Source organism: Tessaracoccus zhenghani (assembly GCF_054552775.1).
Genome location: NZ_CM137275.1, coordinates 3,087,704 through 3,105,789 on the forward strand (window position 1 = coordinate 3,087,704; position 18,086 = coordinate 3,105,789).

23 protein-coding genes are annotated in these 18,086 nt (G+C 69.3%); 18 read left to right on the forward strand and 5 right to left on the reverse strand.

Going from position 1 to position 18,086, the window contains the following annotated elements; translation table 11 throughout:
• Positions 1-67: 67 nt before the first annotated feature.
• The 3 genes from ACX1DX_RS14515 to ACX1DX_RS14525 are packed head-to-tail and all read left to right on the forward strand — an operon-like array spanning position 68 to position 2,281.
• Positions 68-796: a CPBP family intramembrane glutamic endopeptidase gene (locus ACX1DX_RS14515; RefSeq protein ID WP_459397151.1), complete on the forward strand. Its 729-nt coding sequence runs from the start codon at positions 68-70 to the stop codon at positions 794-796.
• 6 nt (positions 797-802) lie between these two features.
• A complete protein-coding gene (locus ACX1DX_RS14520) occupies positions 803-1,822 on the forward strand; it encodes an NmrA family NAD(P)-binding protein (RefSeq protein WP_459397152.1) in 1,020 nt (339 codons plus the stop codon).
• A gap of 9 nt (positions 1,823-1,831) precedes the next feature.
• Positions 1,832-2,281 (forward strand): pyrimidine dimer DNA glycosylase/endonuclease V, encoded by a 450-nt coding sequence (locus ACX1DX_RS14525; RefSeq protein ID WP_459397153.1) that lies wholly within the window; start codon positions 1,832-1,834, stop codon positions 2,279-2,281.
• Here the strand turns inward: ACX1DX_RS14525 and ACX1DX_RS14530 are convergent.
• The 3 genes from ACX1DX_RS14530 to ACX1DX_RS14540 form a co-directional block, all read right to left on the reverse strand.
• Entirely contained in the window at positions 2,184-2,969 is a 786-nt protein-coding gene (locus tag ACX1DX_RS14530) for a YqjF family protein (RefSeq protein WP_459397154.1), read from the reverse strand. The two genes, ACX1DX_RS14525 and ACX1DX_RS14530, sit on opposite strands and share 98 nt — an antisense overlap.
• On the reverse strand, positions 2,966-3,982 hold the full coding sequence (locus ACX1DX_RS14535; protein WP_459397155.1) for an NAD-dependent epimerase/dehydratase family protein: 1,017 nt from the start codon (positions 3,980-3,982) through the stop codon (positions 2,966-2,968). The genes ACX1DX_RS14530 and ACX1DX_RS14535 overlap by 4 nt, the downstream gene beginning before the upstream one ends.
• Before the next feature lie 213 nt (positions 3,983-4,195).
• Positions 4,196-4,615: a GNAT family N-acetyltransferase gene (locus ACX1DX_RS14540; RefSeq protein ID WP_459397156.1), complete on the reverse strand. Its 420-nt coding sequence runs from the start codon at positions 4,613-4,615 to the stop codon at positions 4,196-4,198.
• Between the two features lie 86 nt (positions 4,616-4,701).
• On the opposite strand from ACX1DX_RS14540, the gene ACX1DX_RS14545 reads away from it, so the two are divergent.
• The 10 genes from ACX1DX_RS14545 (at position 4,702) to ACX1DX_RS14590 (ending at position 12,609) form a co-directional block, all read left to right on the forward strand.
• Positions 4,702-5,082 (forward strand): DMP19 family protein, encoded by a 381-nt coding sequence (locus ACX1DX_RS14545; RefSeq protein ID WP_459397157.1) that lies wholly within the window; start codon positions 4,702-4,704, stop codon positions 5,080-5,082.
• Positions 5,083-5,167: 85 nt separating this feature from the next.
• Positions 5,168-5,722, forward strand: coding sequence for an NADPH-dependent FMN reductase (locus ACX1DX_RS14550; RefSeq protein ID WP_459397158.1), 555 nt, complete (start codon positions 5,168-5,170; stop codon positions 5,720-5,722).
• 211 nt (positions 5,723-5,933) lie between these two features.
• Positions 5,934-7,376: a Na+/H+ antiporter NhaA gene (nhaA, locus tag ACX1DX_RS14555; protein ID WP_459397159.1), complete on the forward strand. Its 1,443-nt coding sequence runs from the start codon at positions 5,934-5,936 to the stop codon at positions 7,374-7,376.
• A gap of 92 nt (positions 7,377-7,468) precedes the next feature.
• On the forward strand, positions 7,469-8,182 hold the full coding sequence (locus ACX1DX_RS14560) for an ABC transporter ATP-binding protein (protein WP_459397160.1): 714 nt from the start codon (positions 7,469-7,471) through the stop codon (positions 8,180-8,182).
• A complete protein-coding gene (locus tag ACX1DX_RS14565) occupies positions 8,179-8,940 on the forward strand; it encodes an ABC transporter permease (protein WP_459397161.1) in 762 nt (253 codons plus the stop codon). Before ACX1DX_RS14560 ends, ACX1DX_RS14565 begins: the two co-directional genes overlap by 4 nt.
• Positions 8,941-8,976: 36 nt before the next feature.
• Entirely contained in the window at positions 8,977-10,146 is a 1,170-nt protein-coding gene (locus ACX1DX_RS14570) for a sensor histidine kinase (protein WP_459397162.1), read from the forward strand.
• Positions 10,143-10,754, forward strand: a complete 612-nt coding sequence (locus tag ACX1DX_RS14575) for a response regulator (RefSeq protein WP_459397163.1) — start codon at positions 10,143-10,145, stop codon at positions 10,752-10,754. The genes ACX1DX_RS14570 and ACX1DX_RS14575 overlap by 4 nt, the downstream gene beginning before the upstream one ends.
• An 80-nt stretch (positions 10,755-10,834) precedes the next feature.
• Positions 10,835-11,719 (forward strand): serine O-acetyltransferase, encoded by an 885-nt coding sequence (gene cysE, locus ACX1DX_RS14580; RefSeq protein ID WP_459397164.1) that lies wholly within the window; start codon positions 10,835-10,837, stop codon positions 11,717-11,719.
• Positions 11,720-11,767: 48 nt separating this feature from the next.
• Positions 11,768-12,196, forward strand: coding sequence for a CBS domain-containing protein (locus tag ACX1DX_RS14585; protein WP_076059765.1), 429 nt, complete (start codon positions 11,768-11,770; stop codon positions 12,194-12,196).
• Positions 12,193-12,609: a rhodanese-like domain-containing protein gene (locus ACX1DX_RS14590; protein ID WP_459397165.1), complete on the forward strand. Its 417-nt coding sequence runs from the start codon at positions 12,193-12,195 to the stop codon at positions 12,607-12,609. The genes ACX1DX_RS14585 and ACX1DX_RS14590 overlap by 4 nt, the downstream gene beginning before the upstream one ends.
• On the opposite strand, the gene ACX1DX_RS14595 is transcribed toward ACX1DX_RS14590, so the two are convergent.
• Positions 12,596-13,159, reverse strand: a complete 564-nt coding sequence (locus tag ACX1DX_RS14595; protein WP_459397166.1) for an isochorismatase family protein — start codon at positions 13,157-13,159, stop codon at positions 12,596-12,598. The two genes, ACX1DX_RS14590 and ACX1DX_RS14595, sit on opposite strands and share 14 nt — an antisense overlap.
• A gap of 165 nt (positions 13,160-13,324) precedes the next feature.
• Here ACX1DX_RS14595 and ACX1DX_RS14600 point away from each other — a divergent pair, with 165 nt between their 5' ends.
• Complete coding sequence (locus ACX1DX_RS14600; RefSeq protein WP_459397167.1) at positions 13,325-13,711, forward strand: MBL fold metallo-hydrolase; 387 nt, start codon at positions 13,325-13,327, stop codon at positions 13,709-13,711.
• Between the two features lies 1 nt (position 13,712).
• On the opposite strand, the gene ACX1DX_RS14605 is transcribed toward ACX1DX_RS14600, so the two are convergent.
• Positions 13,713-14,519, reverse strand: a complete 807-nt coding sequence (locus tag ACX1DX_RS14605; RefSeq protein ID WP_459397168.1) for an aldose epimerase family protein — start codon at positions 14,517-14,519, stop codon at positions 13,713-13,715.
• A gap of 47 nt (positions 14,520-14,566) precedes the next feature.
• Between ACX1DX_RS14605 and ACX1DX_RS14610 the strand changes: the two genes are divergently transcribed.
• From ACX1DX_RS14610 to tkt, 4 genes are all read left to right on the forward strand, one after another.
• Complete coding sequence (locus ACX1DX_RS14610; protein ID WP_076059752.1) at positions 14,567-15,079, forward strand: GNAT family N-acetyltransferase; 513 nt, start codon at positions 14,567-14,569, stop codon at positions 15,077-15,079.
• Between the two features lie 48 nt (positions 15,080-15,127).
• Positions 15,128-15,631 (forward strand): phosphoribosyltransferase, encoded by a 504-nt coding sequence (locus tag ACX1DX_RS14615; protein WP_076059750.1) that lies wholly within the window; start codon positions 15,128-15,130, stop codon positions 15,629-15,631.
• Positions 15,632-15,859, forward strand: coding sequence for a hypothetical protein (locus ACX1DX_RS14620; RefSeq protein ID WP_076059748.1), 228 nt, complete (start codon positions 15,632-15,634; stop codon positions 15,857-15,859). It abuts the gene before it with no gap.
• A gap of 140 nt (positions 15,860-15,999) precedes the next feature.
• Positions 16,000-18,054 carry a transketolase gene (gene tkt / locus ACX1DX_RS14625; protein ID WP_459397169.1) on the forward strand — a complete coding sequence of 685 codons (2,055 nt, stop codon included), beginning with the start codon at positions 16,000-16,002 and terminating at the stop codon, positions 18,052-18,054.
• Positions 18,055-18,086: the final 32 nt, after the last annotated feature.

The window sequence follows — 18,086 nt, forward strand, 5'->3', positions numbered from 1 at the left end:
CGCAGCCGCCGATGCCGGCCCGCCCGACGTGCTGTCGCGCGCCGGGGTGCATGGCAGACTGGCGCTCATGTGGCAAGCAGCAGTCATCACCGAACTGCGCGACTTCCTGCGCGCCTCCCTGGCGGAGCCGGTCACGGCCCACGTCCCCGAAGAACCCCGCGTGCTGCGGCGCCGCCGCATCGTCGCAGGGCTCGGCTACGCCGTCGGCACCATCGCGTTGGCGGCAACTCTGCGCATTGAGGCCGGCGACTACCTTTTCTACCCGGCGGCGCTCGGGCTCGCGGCAGTCTGGGGGGTGGGGGCCCTGGTGGCGGGGCCGCTGCGGCTCGGCTCGGCCCGTACCCGTGCGGGGGGCGTGACCACTCCCGTCATCCAACCCTTCGCGCTCGGGGCGCTGCTCGTGGTCCTCTTCCTCGCCGGCGCAGCGGTCGTGGCGGGCATCCCCCTACTGCGGGAGCCCGTGGACGACCTCCTCGACCACGCCCGCTACGGGTCGCTGCCCATCGTGCTCGCCCTCACACTGCTCAACGGGGTCGTGGAGGAGTTGTACTTCCGCGGCGCCCTCTTCTCGGCCTTCGCCCCGCGCCATGCCGTCGCGGGCACAACCGTGCTCTACACCCTGACCACCATCTGCTCCGGCGTGCCGTTGCTCGTGCTGGCGGCCGCGGTGCTCGGGTTCGTGACCGCGCTGCAACGCCGCGTCACCGGCGGCGTGCTCGCGCCCATCATCACGCACATCACCTGGTCCACCGGCATGCTCCTGCTGCTCCCCACCGTTCTACAGATCTCGAGATAACCCGACATGACCACCGAAGCGTCCCCACCCGCAGACCGCACCGCGCTCGTGACCGGCGCCACCGGCTACATCGGCGGCCTCCTCACCCAACGCCTCCTCGACGAGGGGTGGCGGGTACGTGTGCTCACCCGCCACAAGGAAGGCATCGAACGGCAGACGTGGGGACAACGCGTGGAGATCGCCGAAGGCAACGCGGACTCTCCCGACGACCTCGCCACCGCGTTCGAGGGAGTGCAGACGGCCTACTACCTCATCCACTCGATGGGTCAGGCCGACGACTTCGCGGCGCGCGACCGGGCCCTGGCCCAGACGTTCGGCGACGCGGCGGCCCGGGCGGGCGTGCGCCGCATCGTCTACCTCAGCGGTCTCCACCCCGACGGTGAACTGTCACCGCACCTCGCGTCCCGCGTGGAGGTGGGCGACATCCTCCTGGCGTCCGGAGTGCCCACGGCCGTCATCCAGGCCGCCGTCGTCGTCGGCAACGGGTCGGTGTCCTTCGACATGCTCCGCTATCTCGCGGAACGTCTCCCGGTGATGGTGGCGCCGAAGTGGCTGAACAACCGCATCCAGCCGATCGCCATCGACGACGTCCTCCACTACCTCGTGGGCGCCGCCGACCTGCCCGACGACGTGAACCGGACCTTCGACGTCGGCGGCCCCGAGGTACTCACCTACGCCGACATGCTGCAGCGGTTCTCCGCGGTGACGGGCCTCCGGCAGCGACTCATCGTGACGCTGCCGGTCCTGACCCCGCACCTCGCCAGCCTGTGGATCGGGCTGGTGACCCCCCTCGATGTGGGGGTGGCCAAACCCCTGATCGGCAGTCTCGTCCATGAGGTCTTCTGCCGGGAGAACGACATCGACCGCCACGTGCCGGCACCCGACGGTGGCCTCACCGACTTCGACGACGCCGTGCGCGCCGCTATGGTGGAGGCCCCGGCGGACCACACCCTGCGGAACGTCGCGGGGGTGGCCGCAGCCCTCGCCGTCCTGGCGACCGCAGCGTTCCTCGCGATGCGAAACTGACGCCCGGCGATGCGACTCTGGTCCCTCACCCCCTCGCTGCTCGACAGGCAGGGCCTCACCGCCGCGTGGCGGGAGGCGCTCCTCGCGCAGAAGGTGCTGGCCGGCGGCACGAAGGGCTACGTGCACCATCCACAACTCGTGCGGTTCCGGTCCACCGCCGAACCGTTGTCGGCGATGGCGGCCTTTCTCGACGGCATCGCCGACGCCGCCACTGAGCGCGGCTACACCTTTGACCGCACGCGGATCCTCGACGTGCCCCGCACGGCGGACGTGATCGACGTCACAGACGGCCAGGTGGCGTTCGAATGGCAGCACCTACTGGCGAAGCTCGCCGCCCGCAGCCCGGAGGTGCACCGCAGCCTCACTGACGTGCAGCCGACGGTGCATAGGCTCTTCCGGGTGGTGCATGGGGGAGTCGAAGCATGGGAGCGGGCCGCAGGCTCGCCAGCTTCACGTTGACCCCGGGCGACGACTGGATCATGGGCGCGCTGTCCGGTTCCGGCAGCCCCACCCAGCGCAGTGGCGCGGTGAGCTCGCCGTCGACGGTGGCGCGGTGCAGCGGCCACGGCTGGTGCTCCACGGGCGTCTGCCACATGATGCCGCGGCGGTGGAACGCGGTGAACCGCCCCGTGAGCGTGTCCACCAGTGGGGTGCGCTCCTTCTCGGTCAGTGGTGCACCGACCTCGACGGCGGCGGTGAACCAGTCCTTGACCCGCGGGCCGAGGAGGCCCGGGGCGCCGAAGCGGTAGTCGATCCGGGGCCACGCCGTCCGCACCTCCGAGTTCGACACCCAGTAGGGCAGGCCGATCGTCCGCAGCGCCAACGCGAACGAGGACCGTGCCACCAGCATCCCGAGGAACCAGATGCCCTCGCTGCCGTCGGGCGCGGTCACGTAGGCGCGGACGTTGAGTTCGGCGAAGGCCTTCCATCCGGGAACCACGGGCATGCCGGGGCCGCGCACGTTGGCCATCCGGAACGGGATGATGCCAATCCAGGTGACGCCGCCCCACTGTTGGACGCGGAGCCCTGGGGGCAGGAGCCGCTGCACCAGATCCGGCGGGTAGGCCCAGTGCAGGAACGTCGTGTCCTGCCAGTCCTGGAGGTTCACGGGGGTGTGGAGGGGCTTGTCCGGCAGACGGCCACTCATGTCTTCGTTCCTTCCCCGTCTCGGTGGGTGGAGCCGTGAGTCGTCGCCTCGACGAACGCGCGTAGCGTGAGCTCCTCCGCGTCGGTCAACCCGGCGCGTCGGGGCTCGGTGCGGATGTCCTCATAAGCGAGGGCGGCCGCGAGCGTGTCGCGGAGGGGACGCGTGCGCAGGCCGTGTCCGCGGGCTCTCTCGCTGTCGAGCGTCGCGGCGTAGCGCCAGGCCGGGTCGTCCACCCAGAGCGGGAGCGATCGGGGACCGGCCCACGGTGCGATGCCGGCTTCGACGAGGGTGGCGTCGTCCACCACCCGCGGGACCGCGGGGCTGCCTGAGATGTCGCGGGACAGTTCGTACACCTCAGCCAGGGTCGTGCACACCCCTGCGGCGTTGAACGTGCCGTTCACCGGGTGGGCGGCGCAGTGCACGATCCAGTCGGCAAGGTCGCGCACGTCGATGAGTGCCGTCGGGAAAGTGGGATCCGGCACGAGCACGTCTGGGCCGGTGGGGTGGGCGAAGCGCCACGGGTAGTAGCCCGAGCGGCCGGACACGTCGCCCTCGCCGCCGATCAGGCCGGCCCTGATGATGGTGTGGTTGGGCGAGCGTCGTCGGTAGGCCTCCTCGCAGGTGACCTTCGCCGGCCCGTACTGCGTCATCTCTGTCATCCGGTCCGCCTCGAGGGGCGCGTGGACCTCCGCCGCCTCGTCCTGCTCGGGCGAGTCGAACCGCGTGTAGACGCTGCCCGTCGAGACGAACACCCAGCGGCGGGCGTCCAGGTCGCGGGCTGCCCGGCGGGCGTGCCCCGGGTCGCTCGCCAGATCGATCACGGCGTCCCAGCCTGTGGGGGACACGACCGACAGCGCGTCGTCGTCGTTCCGATCCGCACGCACCAGTTCGGCCCCGCGGGGCACCGGTCCGTTGCCGCGGGCCAGGCAGGTCACGTCGCAGCCCTTCAGTAGCGCTTCCGCCACGACGGCGCGGCCGAGGAATCCGGTGCCTCCGAGGATCAGTAACTTCATCTTGTGGCGTCACCCGGCTCCAAGACGCGATCCTCGGCCCACGCCGCCCGGACCGATGATGGAGATGCTGGCCATGAGCGTTCCTTCCGGGGGCGTCGACGCCCGCCTGCGGGCCGGCGATGCGCTCAAACTAACACCGATCCAGGGCCGGCAGAAGGGTTTGACTGGCTCCGTCCCGGGGTGCACGGCACGCCCGGGGAAGGTGCTCATGACTCACGCGAAGCGGACGAAGGCCTTGATCGGGTGCGCCATTTCGGCGATCTCAGTGAGGCCGAGCGACTCGTAGAAGTTCCGTTGCCCCGGCTCGTCGTCGGTGATGAGCACCTGCCGGCGCACGTCGCTGAACGGTTCCAGGACGCGCTCGAACAGGTGCCGGCCGATGCCCCTGCGCTGGTGCGCGGGATCGACGAGGATGTCCTGCAGGTAGACGATGGTCAAGCCGTCGCCGACGACGCGAGCAAGGCCGACGAGGTGGCCGTCCTCGCGGGCACACACGACCCGCAGCGAGCGGCTCACCGCGTCGTACAGGCGTTCGGGATCTGTGGTGTACACACTCCAGCCGACGCTGTCGTAGAGCGTCACGAGCTCCTCCCTGGTGGGGAGGTCGTGCTCGGTCAACTCGATCGCCGTCATGAATCAAGCGTAGTCAGCACCCGGGCCACTCTTCGTGGCCGACTGCGGAACTGGACACCACGGAGCAACCGCCTAGAATTCCGCGCATGAGCAACCTGGACGGAATCTGGAACCGCGCACTCGACGGCGGGGGAGAGGGGGACGGCGACATCGCGCTCGCCGCAGCCCTGGTCTTCCACGGCCTGGTGATGAACGGGGGCGCCCTCCACGCCGTGGAGACGATCGACCCCGAGGAACTCTCTGAAGCCAAGGAGGGCTACCGCTGGCTGGGGCTGGACCAGGTGGCTGAACTCATCAAGCGCATCGAGGCCGAGTCCGCCGAGGTCGTCGGCGACGTGGAAGCCCTCGAGGACCTGGAACAGAGCGCGGACGACGACTACTACGCCCTCATCCCCGACGACGCCGCGCTCCAGGAGGCGCTCGAGGCGAAGTACGCGGAGGAACCCGACGCCTTCGACGAGGTCTGAAAACCGCGCGTCCACTGAGCCGATTTGGCATACCTCCGCCAAGTGGTTAATCTTTCAACTAGCAATGAACTTCGAAAGGTTTTCCATGCGCATCGGCTACATCGTCGGCTCTCTCTCGTCGACCTCCATCAACCGCTCCCTCGCCAAGGCGATCGGCACCGTGCTGCCGGCCGGTGTCGAATACGTCGAGGTCAACATCGCGGACCTGCCGTTGTACAACCGTGACGCGGATGTCGACTACCCCCAGGTCGCCCTCGACTTCAAGGCCGCCGTCGCCGACGTCGACGCTGTGATCTTCGTCACCCCCGAGTACTCCCGCACCGTGCCGGCCGCGCTGAAGAACGCCCTCGAATGGGGCGGCCGTCCCTGGGGCACCTCGGTGTGGGGCGGCAAGCCCGCCGCCGTCATCGGCACCTCGCCCGGCGGCGCCGGTACCGCCATGGCTCAGCAGCACCTGCGCAACGTGCTCGCCCACCTCGACATGCAGGTCATGGGCCAGCCCGAGGCGTTCGTCCAGTTCCGCGACGGCGACCTGCGCGAGGACGGCACCATCCAGTCGGAGAACCTCCGCGCGATCATCGAGGGCTTTGCCGGGGCCTTCATCACCTTCAGCGGCGCTGAGGAGCTGCTCGCAGCCTGAGGCTCAGCCGAGCCTCAGCTCGACAACCAGAACACCCGGTGTGCGTTGGCGCGCCGGGTGTTCCGTCGTCGGGGGCACCCGTCGCCCCATCTGGCGTGGACGGTAGATTCTCACCGTTGCAGTGCCCTGCAACAATTGGCAACCCGGAGGGCCGCCGGGGTGAGAAGCGTAATTTGGCGCACATCACCCAGCGCCACGGACTGGAGAATCAATGACGACCGACGTGATGGAACGGCCCTCCACGGCCGAGAGGCTCCGCCTCTGGGTGACCCGGGAGACCACCGGCGGAGCGCTGCTCCTCGCCGCGGCGATGGTTTCGCTCATCTGGGCCAACACCCCGTGGGCCGATGCCTATCACGCGTTGTCGCAGTACCGCGTCGGCCCCGAAGCCTGGCACCTCGACCTGCCCCTCGCGGCCTGGGCCTCTGACGGGCTGCTCGCCCTCTTCTTCTTCCTCGTCGGCGTCGAACTCAAGCACGACCTCGTGGTGGGCTCTCTCCGCAACCTCAAGGAAGCGGCCGTCCCCGTCCTCGCGGCGGTGGGCGGCATGGCGATGCCCGCCATCATCTTCTTGCTGGTCATCCTCCTGACCGGGGACTCCAGCGCCGCGCACGGTTGGGCCATCCCCACCGCCACCGACATCGCCTTCGCGCTCGCGGTGCTGGCCGTCTTCGGACGGGGCCTGCCGCGCGCGCTGCGCATGTTCCTGATGACGTTGGCGGTGGTGGACGACCTGCTGGCCATCATCGTGATCGCCGTGTTCTACACCAGCGACCTCAACATCCTGATGCTGCTGGGCACCGCCGCCACCGCCGTCGCCTTCTGGTTCGTGGTGCGCACCCGGCGCTGGCCGCGCTGGGTGCTGGTGCTGCTGGGCCTGGCCGCCTGGTGGTTCATGCACTCCTCCGGCGTGCACGCCACCATCGCCGGGGTCATCCTCGGCTTCTGCGTGCCGGCCCGCCCCATCCACGGCGAGGAGGAGGCGCGCACGCACACGATCAACAACGCGCTCCAGCCGTACTCCGCCGGCCTCGTGCTGCCGATCTTCGCCTTCTTCGCGGCCGGCGTGACGTTCATCACAGGCGAGGGCATCGGCGACATCCTCCTGCAGCCGGTGGTGCTGGCCATCGTCGCGGGCCTGTTCATCGGCAAGATCACCGGCGTCCTGCTCACCACCACCCTGGTGACGAAGCTGACCCCGCTGCGCCTCCCGGACGCCATCGGGCTGAGGGACCTCCTGCCCATCGGCCTGGTCTGCGGCATGGGCTTCACGGTGTCGCTGCTGATCGCGGATCTCTCGTTCGCCGACGGCACCCACACCGCCGGCGCCAAGATCGGCGTGCTGCTGGGCACCGCGGTCTCGGCCATCGCGGGCGCCATCGCGCTGTCGCGGGACGCCCGGATGGCGCGCCGGGCGGACATGAACCTCGACGGTGTCCCGGACGTCGACACCGAGCCCATCAAGGGCGACGAGCGACGCGACCTGTCCTGGCACCTAGACGTGATCGGATTCATGGACGGCGAGGACATCCCGGATCCCGACATGGACCACATGGCCGCGCTCGACGGGGTGGAACTCGACGTCGAAACCGAGTTCAAGGAGTCCCTGGACGAGGAGCGCGACAGCCGCTACGGCCCGAGCTCCGAAGACTGACTCCCGGGCGGCAGCGAATCATCCGATCGGATGACCCCGCGTCGATCCTCCTGGCTGATCCGCCGGGGCTCCGGCCGCGGAATGATGGAGACATGGCACTGATCCATGTCTCCGAATTGACCAAGAGTTACGGCCCTCACCGCGTATTGAACGGCATCAACCTCAGCGTGGACGAGGGTGAGATCCTGGGCATCCTCGGCCCCAACGGCGCCGGCAAGACCACCACCGTCGAATGCATCGGCGGCCTCCGCAGCCGCGACGGCGGGTCCATCTCAGTCGACGGCATGGACCCCGCGGACGACCCCCGGGGATTCCGCAGCCTCGTCGGCATGCAACTCCAGCAGTGCCAGTTGCCGCCCAAGATCAGGGCGCGCGAGGCCCTCGACCTCTTCGGCTCGTTCTACGCGGACCCGGTGCCCTCTGACGAACTCCTGCGCCGCTTCGGCCTCGCAGACCACGCCAACAAGCGCTTCGAGCAGCTCTCCGGCGGCCAGCAGCAGCGGCTCTCGGTGGCGCTGGCCCTCATCGGCCGCCCCCGCATCGCGATCCTCGACGAACTGACCACCGGTCTCGACCCGTCGGCCCGCCGGGAGATCTGGCGCTATCTCACCGCCCTGCGCGACACCGGCGTGACCATCATCCTGGTCACGCACTCCATGGAGGAGGCCAGCTACCTCTGCGACCGCGTACTCGTGATCGACGACGGCGTGGTCGTCGCCGACGCCCCTCCGTCGGTGCTCGCCGAGGGCCACCGCTCCCTCGAAGAGGCCTACCTCGAACTGACCTGGAAGGAACCAGCCGCATGAACGCCACCGTCGCCCTGTTCCGCAACGAGGTGCGCATGTTCGCCCGCACCCCCGGTGTCGTCGTCTGGATGGCCCTGCCCATCCTGGCGGCCATCGTGATCGCCGCCATTCCCGCCGCCCGTCAGCCGAACGAGGCCTTCGGCGGGTTGAGCGTCAGCCAGGCCTACACGCCCACCCTGACCATGTTCGTGATCTCCATGACCGGCCTCGTCCTGCTCCCGCAGGTGCTGGGCGACTACCGCGAGCTCGGCTTCCTGCGCAGGCTGCGCACGACGCCCGCCACAGTGGGGAACCTGCTCAAGGCGTTCCTCGCCGTGATGGTGGTGCTCAGCCTGGGCGCCGCCCTGATCATCGCCGTGACGCCGCTGTTCTTCGGGGTCGGCGGCGCCGTCCAACCGGTGCGCTACGCGCTGGCGGTGGTCCTGTCGACGGCGGCGTTCCTCGCCCTCGGCACGGTGCTCTGCGCGCTGATCCCCAGCCCCAAGGCGGCCAGCGGCATCGGCACCGCCGTCGCCGCCACCCAGTGGTTCGCCGCCGGCATGTGGTTCCCCCGCGCCCTGTTCCCGGACTGGCTGACCACCGTCTCGAACCTGATGCCTGGCGGTGCCGCCACGCAGTTGATGACCGACGCCATGTTCGGCGTCTCGACAAGCCCCGCCACCGGCTGGGTCGCCTCCCCGGCGACCAGCGTGATCGTCTGCCTGGTGTGGGCCGTGATCGGCATCGCGGTGGCGCTGAAGACTTTCCGCTGGGAGTGACGCAGACGAGAGGAGGGGGTGGTGGAGGATAGAGGCATGCTCAAGCGCGACTGGCCGGTGGCCCCGCTGATCCTGCTCGGCTTCTCGCTGGCCGGGGCGCTCGTGCTGGTCAACCTCGCGCCGGGGCTCTTCCGGCCGGAGACGGTGCCCTGGTTCGTGGCGCTGACGCTGGTGGCCGCCGCCGCCCGCTGGCTGCTGGCGAGCCAGACGCCACGCTCCGCGCGGTCCCGGTTCGCCTTCTGGGGCAACGCCGCAGTCGTGGTGCCGCTGGTGCTGCTCAACCCGCTGTTCGGCCTGTACGCCTTCTACGGCTACGAGGATTCCCAGCGCCATCTCCGCGGCAGGGAGGCGACCGCCGGGGTGGTGGCCACGGCCGTCGTCTGCGCCGTCTCCCAGACGGGCGGGCCGCCGTCGGCGCTGTTCACCCCCTTGTTCCTGGCCCTGTTCCTGACGGTGAACCTCACCATCGCCGTCACGATGGGGTGCGCCGACAAGGCCCGCCGGCAGCGCGCCGACGAACTGCAGCGCACCAACGACGAGCTGGTGCGGTCGCAGGAGGCCAACGCCGCACTGCAGGCCGAACTGGTGCACCAGGCCCGCGACACCGGCGTGGCGCAGGAACGCGCCAGGTTGGCCCGAGAGATCCACGACACCGTCGCCCAGGACCTGGTGGCGATCATCGCGCAGCTCGCGGCGTTCTCCAGCACCGACGACGGGGGCGAGCGGGAACGGAGGCTCGAACTGGTCGACGAGACGGCACGCAAGGCCTTGGCCGAGGCTCGCCGCGCTGTGCGGGCGCTGTCGTCGCCGCGCCTCGACGAGGCCGATCTGCCCTCCGCCCTGGGCGACCTCCTGATGGCCTGGCGCCAGGCCGAGGGCGGCGAGGCCAGGCTGATCGTCGACGGTGACGCCCGCCCCAGCGCCAATGACCCGGCGCTGCTGCGCATCACGCAGGAGGCGCTCTCCAACGCCCGGAAGCATGCCCACGCCGGCAACGTGCAGATCGAGCTGGGCTACGAGGACGACCACGTGCGGGTCACCATCGCCGACGACGGCGCCGGCTTCGAGCCCTCGTCGACGCGCTCCGGCGTCGGGTTGCCGGGCATGCGGGGCCGGGCCACGGAGGCCGACGGTGAGCTCACCGTCGATTCGGCGCCCGGGCGGGGCACCATCGTGACGGCGACCCTCCCTGGGAGGTGGCGATGATCCGCGTCGTGATCGCCGATGACCATCCCATCGTCCGCGACGGCATCGTGGCGATCCTCGAGCACGCGGCCGACATCGAGGTGGTCGGCCAGGCCGGTGGCGGTCACGAAGCGGTGGCGCTGGTGGCGCAGCTCGATCCCGACGTCGTGCTGATGGACCTCAGGATGCCCGCCGGCGACGGCGTCCCCGCGATCACCGCCCTGCGCGCCAGGCACCCCAGCCGGCCGCGCATCCTCGTGCTGACCACCTACGACACGGACCAGGACATCCGGCATGCGTTGGAGGCCGGCGCCGACGGGTACCTTCTCAAGGACACCCCGCGCGACGACCTCGTCGACGCCGTGCGCCAGCTCGCTACCGGCCATCCGGTGCTGACGCCGCGTGCCCTGAGCGTGCTCAGCGGCAGGGGCGGCGGGACGTCGTTGACGGAGCGCGAACTGGAGGTGTTGCGGGAGGTCGCGGCAGGGGGCACGAACAGGGAGGCGGCAGCGCGGCTGTTCATCAGTGAGGCGACGTTGAAGACCCACCTCTCGCGGGTGTTCGGCAAACTCGGGGTGGGGGACCGCGCCGCGGCGGTGCGGGTCGCCTTCGACCGCGGCCTCCTGTAGCCATTGCCCACGGCGAACAACGCTCAGCGGAGCCTGCGCTGCGGGTAACCTGTGGGACGACCCGACTTCAGGAGGCCGTCATGGATCCCGCCCGCCTCGTGCCCGATGACCAGATCTGGGACGCGATCAAGCGCGAATGCCGCGAGGCCGCGGACAACGAGCCGCTGCTGGCCGGGTTCCTGCACGCCACCATCCTCAGCCAGCCGGACGTCGAGGAGTCGCTGGCCTACATCCTGGCCAGCAAGCTCGACAGCCCCACGCTGCCCGCGCTGGGCCTGCGCGACATCTTCCACGACGTGCTGCACGAGCAGGAGTGCATCCAGGAGGCCATCCGGGCAGACCTGCAGGCCGTCGTGACGCGGGACCCGGCCTGCCCCGGCTACGCCAACCCGCTGCTGTACTTCAAGGGCTTCCAGTCCATCCAGGCCTACCGCGTGGCCCACTTCTACTGGACCCATGACCGCAAGCCCCTGGCGCTGTACCTCCAGAGCCGCATCTCCGAGGCGTTCGCCGTCGACATCCACCCCGGCGCCCGGATCGGCAAATCGATCATGTTCGACCACGCCACGTCGGTCGTCATCGGCGAGACCGCCGTCGTGGAGGACGACTTCTCCATGCTGCACGAGGTGACCCTGGGCGGCTCCGGCAAGGAGGGTGGCGACCGCCACCCCAAGATCGGCCGCGGCGTGATGATCGGCGCCGGCGCGAAGGTGCTGGGCAACATCCGGGTGGGGGAGTGCGCCAAGATCGGTGCCGGTTCAGTGGTGCTGAAGGACGTCGAGCCCCACACCACCGTCGCCGGTGTGCCCGCGAAGGTGGTCAATGTGCCGCCGGCGTCGCTCCCGGCGTTCGACATGATCCAGACCCTGGGCAACGGGAACGGCAACGGGAACGGCAACGGGAGTGGCAATGGGAATGGCAACGGCGACGCAAAGCCGTCGGACACCGGGGAAGTCTGCGAGTAACACCGGCGAAGTGCTGCGCACGCCCCCACGGACGCGTTAGTTTGGGGCATGCGGATCAATGAAGTCATTCACAACAAAGGCAGCTCGGTCATCACCGCGCGTGCTGACCAGGACGTGCGGCACCTCGTCGACCTCCTGGCCGAACATCGCATCGGCGCCGTGGTCATCACGGACGACGACGACACGGTCACCGGCATCGTCGGCGAGCGCGACATCGTGCAGGGCCTCCGTAGATTCGGTCCGGACCTTCTCGACAGGCCCATCTCCGACGTCATGGATTCCGACGTGCACACCTGCGGCATGGACGACGAACTGGCCGCCGTGGCCACGGACATGACCAGGTTCCGCGCGCGGCACCTGCCGGTCATGGTCGACGGGCACCTCGCCGCGATCGTCTCCATCGGCGACATCGTCAAGAGCAGGATCGACCAACTGCAGACGGAGCAGGAACACCTCGTCAAGTACCTGCACGGATGACGCGGGCCCCCGGGCAACCGCTGCGCCGCACGGCGCAGGACCTCGTGGCCGAAGCCAACAGCGTCGTGCCACCCGTGGCGATCGACGACGCCCTCCCCCTGCTCGACGACACCTCGGTGCTGTTCGTCGACATCCGCGAGCAGGGCGAACTGGAGAAGCTCGGCGTCATCCCCGGTGCCTACCGGGCGCCGCGCGGGATGCTCGAATTCTGGGTTGACCCGGCGTCGCCCTACTACCGGAAATCGCTCGACGACGGGCGCAGGCTGGTCCTCTACTGCGGCTCGGCCTGGCGCTCAGCGCTGGCCGCGGCGGCCCTGCACGAGATGGGCCGCACGGACGTGACCCATCTCGACGGCGGGTTCAGCGCATGGTCAGAGGCCGGGCACCCCGTCGAACCGTTCAGACCCAGGTGATGCGTTCCCCGGCCGCCTCTTCCGCAACCGCCGGGACGTTCGCCGGGTGCACCGCGGCCGTGAGCCGGCTGAGCACCGTGGTGTCGAAACCCTCCCGTGCGGCGTCGAGGGACGTGGCGCGCACGCAGTAATCCGTGGCTATGCCCACCACGTCCACCCTGGTGACGCCCTGCTCGCCGAGCCACTGCGCGAGCCCGACGCCGTCGTCGTGCGCGCCGATCGTGCCCTCGAAGCCGGAGTACGCGGCGCGGTACGAACCCTTGTCGAAGACGGCGTCGAAGGGGTAGGTACGCAGCGCCTCGTGGAGCTGCTGTCCCGCCGTCCCCACGACGCAGTGCGGGGGCCAGGAGTCGACGAAGTCCGGCGTCGGGGAGAAGTGGGTCCCCGGGTCGATGTGGTGGTCGCGGGTAGCCACGACGTAGTCGTAGCCGTGTCGCGACGCCAGGAGTTCCGCAATCCCCTCCGCCGTCGCGTTGCCGCCCTCGACGCCCAGCGCGCCGCCCTCGCAGAAGTCGACCTGGCAGTCGACGACGATCAGTGCACGTGCCATCTCGAGACCCCTCCCTGACTGTGGATTCCACTGTAGGGGCGGCCCGAGGGCCAGGGATGCGGATTCGCATTGCGGGACCTGCCAAACCCTCCCCCCAGGGTGGGGGGCGGGGTTACGCTGACCCGTATGCAGTCAATTTTGGGGGACGACAGTATGCCTCCAGTCATGTTGGCGGCCACCGAGGGTGGACGGAACACGTGGCTGGTGGGCGACGAGCGTGAGGTGATCGCCGTCAATGCCGTGGCTGATCCCGACACGATCCTCGACATGGTCGACGGGCGGCGCGTGGTCGGCGTCGTTTACACCACGGACCCCGCCGGCAACGACGCGGTGCGCAGGCTGGAGGAGCGCACCGGTGCGCCCGTCTGGGCCACGCCCCACGTCGGCCAGGAGTTCACCGTCGGGGCGGTGACGCTGCAGGCGGTCCGGGCGCCGAACGGACATGCCGGTGTCTGCCTGTACTCGCCAACGCTGGGCTGCGTCTTCACGGGCGATGCACCCCTGGACGGGGGCATGGGTCTGCCCGCCGAAACCACCGTCTACCGGGGCTGAATCACACCTCGATCGTCATCGCCAACCGGTGGTCGCCGCCGGCCGGGATGGTGACTGCGCCGTCGCGCACAGTGCCGTACTCGAGGCAGACGAATTCGGAATATTCCTCGCCTACGTCGGTGTTCGTCGGGCCCGGATTCCACACCACGGTGCGGCTCGCGCCGTGATTGCTGAGCCGGCGGGTGCGCCGGCCGTCGCTGAGGAACAGGGGCGGGGCCTCGGCATAGACGCGATCGGTGTGTTCTCCGAAGGTGAGCGGATCCGCGTCGCGCCCGGGCCGCCACCCGTGCGGCACGTCCTGGAAGTCCACGTCCTCGAGCCCGGTCACCGTGGCCCGCGTGGCGTCGATGCGCAGGTAGGGGTGGAAGGCCTGGTCGACGGAGACCTCGCGGGTGGGGGAGCCGATCATCAGCGCGACGGTGAGCGCGGCAACGTCGATGCTGATGTCGAGGCGGTAGGTGAGGTCGTCGGGGTAACGCTGGGCGCCCGGCAGGTGGGCGACGTCTGCCGAGGTGAGCGTCAGCACCAGCTTGGCTCCGTCGTCGTTCTGCTCGAGGAGATCCGTCCGCCACGGCACCCGGCTGACGAGCCCGTGGCCGTGGGGCACGTCCCAGTCGCCCTGCCCGGTGCCGAACCAGGGCGCGCAGACCGGGATGCCGCCGTGCCACATGGTGCCCGGGACCAGTTGGGCGTCCTTCGACAGGAAGAGCACGTCGTCGCCGCCCCGCGGACGCCAGGACAGCACACAGCCCCCCAACTCGGCGACGCGTGCGGTGCCCCAGGCGCCGCTCAGTTCGTGGATCCTCATGGCGTCGAGCGTAGTGGCCCACCGGGCGAGCGCCCTACGATGGAGCCATGCCGACCATTCGCCCTGCCCATATCCGCGACATCCCGGCTATCACCGACATCTACAACGAGGCCGGAGTGGGTACGACGGCGTCCTATGCACTCGAGCCCGTGTCGGTCGCCGACCGCCAGAAGTGGTTCGAACGGCTCACCGCCACCGGTTACCCGGTGCTCGTCATGGAGGACCCCGACGGGCTCATCATCGGGTACGCCAGCTACGGCCAGTTCCGCCCCCTGGAGGGCTACCGCCACACCGTCGAGCACAGCGTCTACATCCGCTCCGGGCACCGGACGGCGGGGGCCGGTCGCATGTTGATGACGGCACTCATCGACTACGCGCAGGGCCGCGGCGTGCACGTCATGCTGGGCGTCGTGGACGGCTCGAACGAGGATTCGATCGCGTTCCACCGCAGGCTGGGCTTCGAGGTGGCCGGGCGGCTCCCGCAGGTGGGCCGCAAGTTTGGCCGCTGGCTCGACGTGGTGTTCATGACGATGATCTTCGAGAGCAACGAGCCGAGCTGAGCGCAAGGGTGGGGACGGCCCCCGATTCCTACCCACTAACATTGCCCCATGGCTTATCACGCGGACGCTCGGGATCTCACTGACAAGGAAGTTCTCACCTGGGAAGGTTTCGGTGACGCCCAGCGCGAGTTGTCGTCCGCCGTGGCCGCATCGCAGTTTCTCCCCGAGATCATCATCGCCGTCGCACGGGGCGGCCTCACCTTGGCCGGTGCCATGAGCTATTCCTTGGGCGTCAAACTTTCGGATGCGATCAACGTCGAGTTCTACACCGATGTGAACGAGACGCTGCCGGATCCCATCCTGCTGGCGCCCATGCTGGACACCGAATCCATCGCGGAGCGCAAGATCCTCGTCGTCGACGACGTGGCTGATTCCGGCCGCACCCTGCAGCTCGTCATCAAGCTGCTGCGCGGCTTCGGCGCCGACGTCCGCTCGGCGGTGTTGTTCTCCAAGCCACGTACGATTGTGGAGCCGGACTACGTCTGGAAGGCCACCGACAAGTGGATCGTGTTCCCCTGGTCGGCTGAGCCGCCTGTGACTGAGGAGCGATGAATGGCTGAGATCCGAAAGTTCGATCCCTCCAGCGGCGAGGGGATCCAGAAGCTGGTGCGCGAAGCGCTGGGCGAGACTGTCCGCCCCGTCGCGCCCGGCCAGCCCCGGGAAACCGAGGAGAAGGAGCAGGAGGCCCCGGACCAGGAGGCCCTCGACGCGGCCCGCGTGCCGGGTCACCTGTTCTTCCCGGATTCAGGCAGCACCGGGGGAGGCGGCGGCTCCTGGTGAAGTTGGGCAGTTGCCCAATGTTGCACCGATTGCCCCACCCGACACCGTGGTTACGGGGAAGCGCAAGATAGGCTTGCGCGCATGAACGCCGCAGCAAGGAAGCATGCGCTGCGCTGCACAGCTACGAGTTAGGAACAACTGTGACTCTTGAGTGGACCGAGAAGGATGCCCGCGCCGTCGATACGGCCCGCATCCTCGCCGTCGACGCCGTCGAGAAGGTCGGCAACGGCCACCCCGGGACGCCAGTGTCCCTCGCCCCTGCTGCCTACCTGCTGTACCAGAAGGTGATGAACAGCGACCCCACGGATCACCTGTGGCTGGGCCGTGACCGCTTCATCCTGTCGGCCGGCCACGCGTCGCTGACCCAGTACACCCAGCTGTACCTGGCCGGCATGGACATGGAACTCGACGACGTCGCCGCACTGCGCACCTGGGGTGCCAAGACGCCAGGTCACCCGGAGTACATGCACACGAAGTTCGTGGAGTGCACCACCGGGCCGCTGGGCGCCGGCATCTCCAACGCCGTCGGCATGGCCATGGCCGCCCGCCGTGAGCGTGGCCTGTTCGACCCGGATGCCCCTGAGGGCGAATCGGTGTTCGACCGCATGATCTACACGATCGCGGGTGACGGCTGCCTCCAGGAGGGTGTCGCGTCGGAGGCCTCGTCGCTGGCCGCCACCCAGAACCTGGGCAACCTCGTCCTGATCTACGACGACAACCGCATCACCATCGAAGGCCAGACGGACATCGCCTTCAGCGAGGACGTCAGCGCCCGCTACGCGGCCTACGGCTGGCACGTGCAGCACGTCGACTGGACCAACGGGGGCACCGAGTACACCGAGGACGTCGAGGCGCTGTACGACGCCATCGAGGCCGCCAAGGCGGTCACGGACAAGCCGTCGTTCATCAAGCTGACCACCGTCATCGGCTGGCCCATGCCCACCAAGCAGGGCATGGCCGCAGTCCATGGATCCAAGATCGGTGGCGAGGAGATCAAGGCGCTCAAGGACGTGCTCGGCTTCGAGCAGGAGCCCTTCGCCGTGGATCTCGACGCTGTCAAGCATGCCCGCGAGAACGCGGCTGCACGCGGCAAGGCCGCCCGCGAGGCGTGGGACGCCAAGTTCGAGGCCTGGAAGCAGGCCAACCCGGAGCGCAACGCGCTGCTGGAGCGGGTCTCGGCACGCAAGCTGCCCGAGGACTTCTCCCTGCCGGTGTTCGAGGAGGGCAAGAAGTCCACCCGCGCCGCCTCCGGTGAGGTGCTCGCCGCGTTGGCAGACCAGCTGCCGGAGCTGTGGGGCGGTTCCGCCGATCTCGCCGGCTCCAACAACACCACCATGAAGGGCGAGCCCTCGTTCCTGCCCAAGGAACGCACCACCAAGGAATGGGCCGGCAACCAGTACGGCCGCACCCTGCACTTCGGCATCCGCGAGCACGCCATGGGTGGCATCGTCAACGGCATCAACCTTTCGGGCCTCACGCGGGCCTACGGGGGCACGTTCCTGGTCTTCTCGGATTACATGCGCCCCGCCGTCAGGCTGGCCGCCATCATGAACCTGCCCTCGGTGTTCGTCTGGACGCACGATTCCGTCGGTGTCGGCGAGGACGGCCCCACCCACCAGCCCATCGAGCACCTCGCCGCGCTGCGGGCCATCCCGAAGCTCGACGTCGTGCGCCCCGCAGACGCGAACGAGACCTCCGTCGCCTGGGGTGAGCTGCTGCGTCGCACGGACCGTCCGGCCGGCCTCATCCTGTCGCGTCAGGACCTGCGCACCGTCGCCCGCGGGGACAAGTACGCCTCGGCCGAGGGAGTGGCCAACGGTGCCTACGTGCTGAGCGAGGCCTCCGCAGAGCCGAAGCTGATCCTCATCGCCACCGGCTCCGAGGTCGCCGTGGCGCTCGATGCGCAGGACCTCCTCGAGGCCGACGGCGTGCCCACCCGGGTCGTGTCGATGCCGTGCCAGGAATGGTTCGAGGAGCAGTCCGACGAGTACAAGGAATCGGTGCTGCCCGCGTCGGTCGCCGCACGCGTGAGCGTCGAGGCCGGCATCGAGATGGGCTGGGGCAAGTACGTCGGCGCCAAGGGCGCCTCGGTGAGCATCGAGCATTACGGCGCCTCGGCGTCGGGTGCCAAGTGCTTCGAGGAGTTCGGCTTCACCGCCGAGAACGTGGCCGCCACCGCCAAGGGCATTCTCTGACGCCCAGCCCACTCTGACCCGCACCCCCGGCA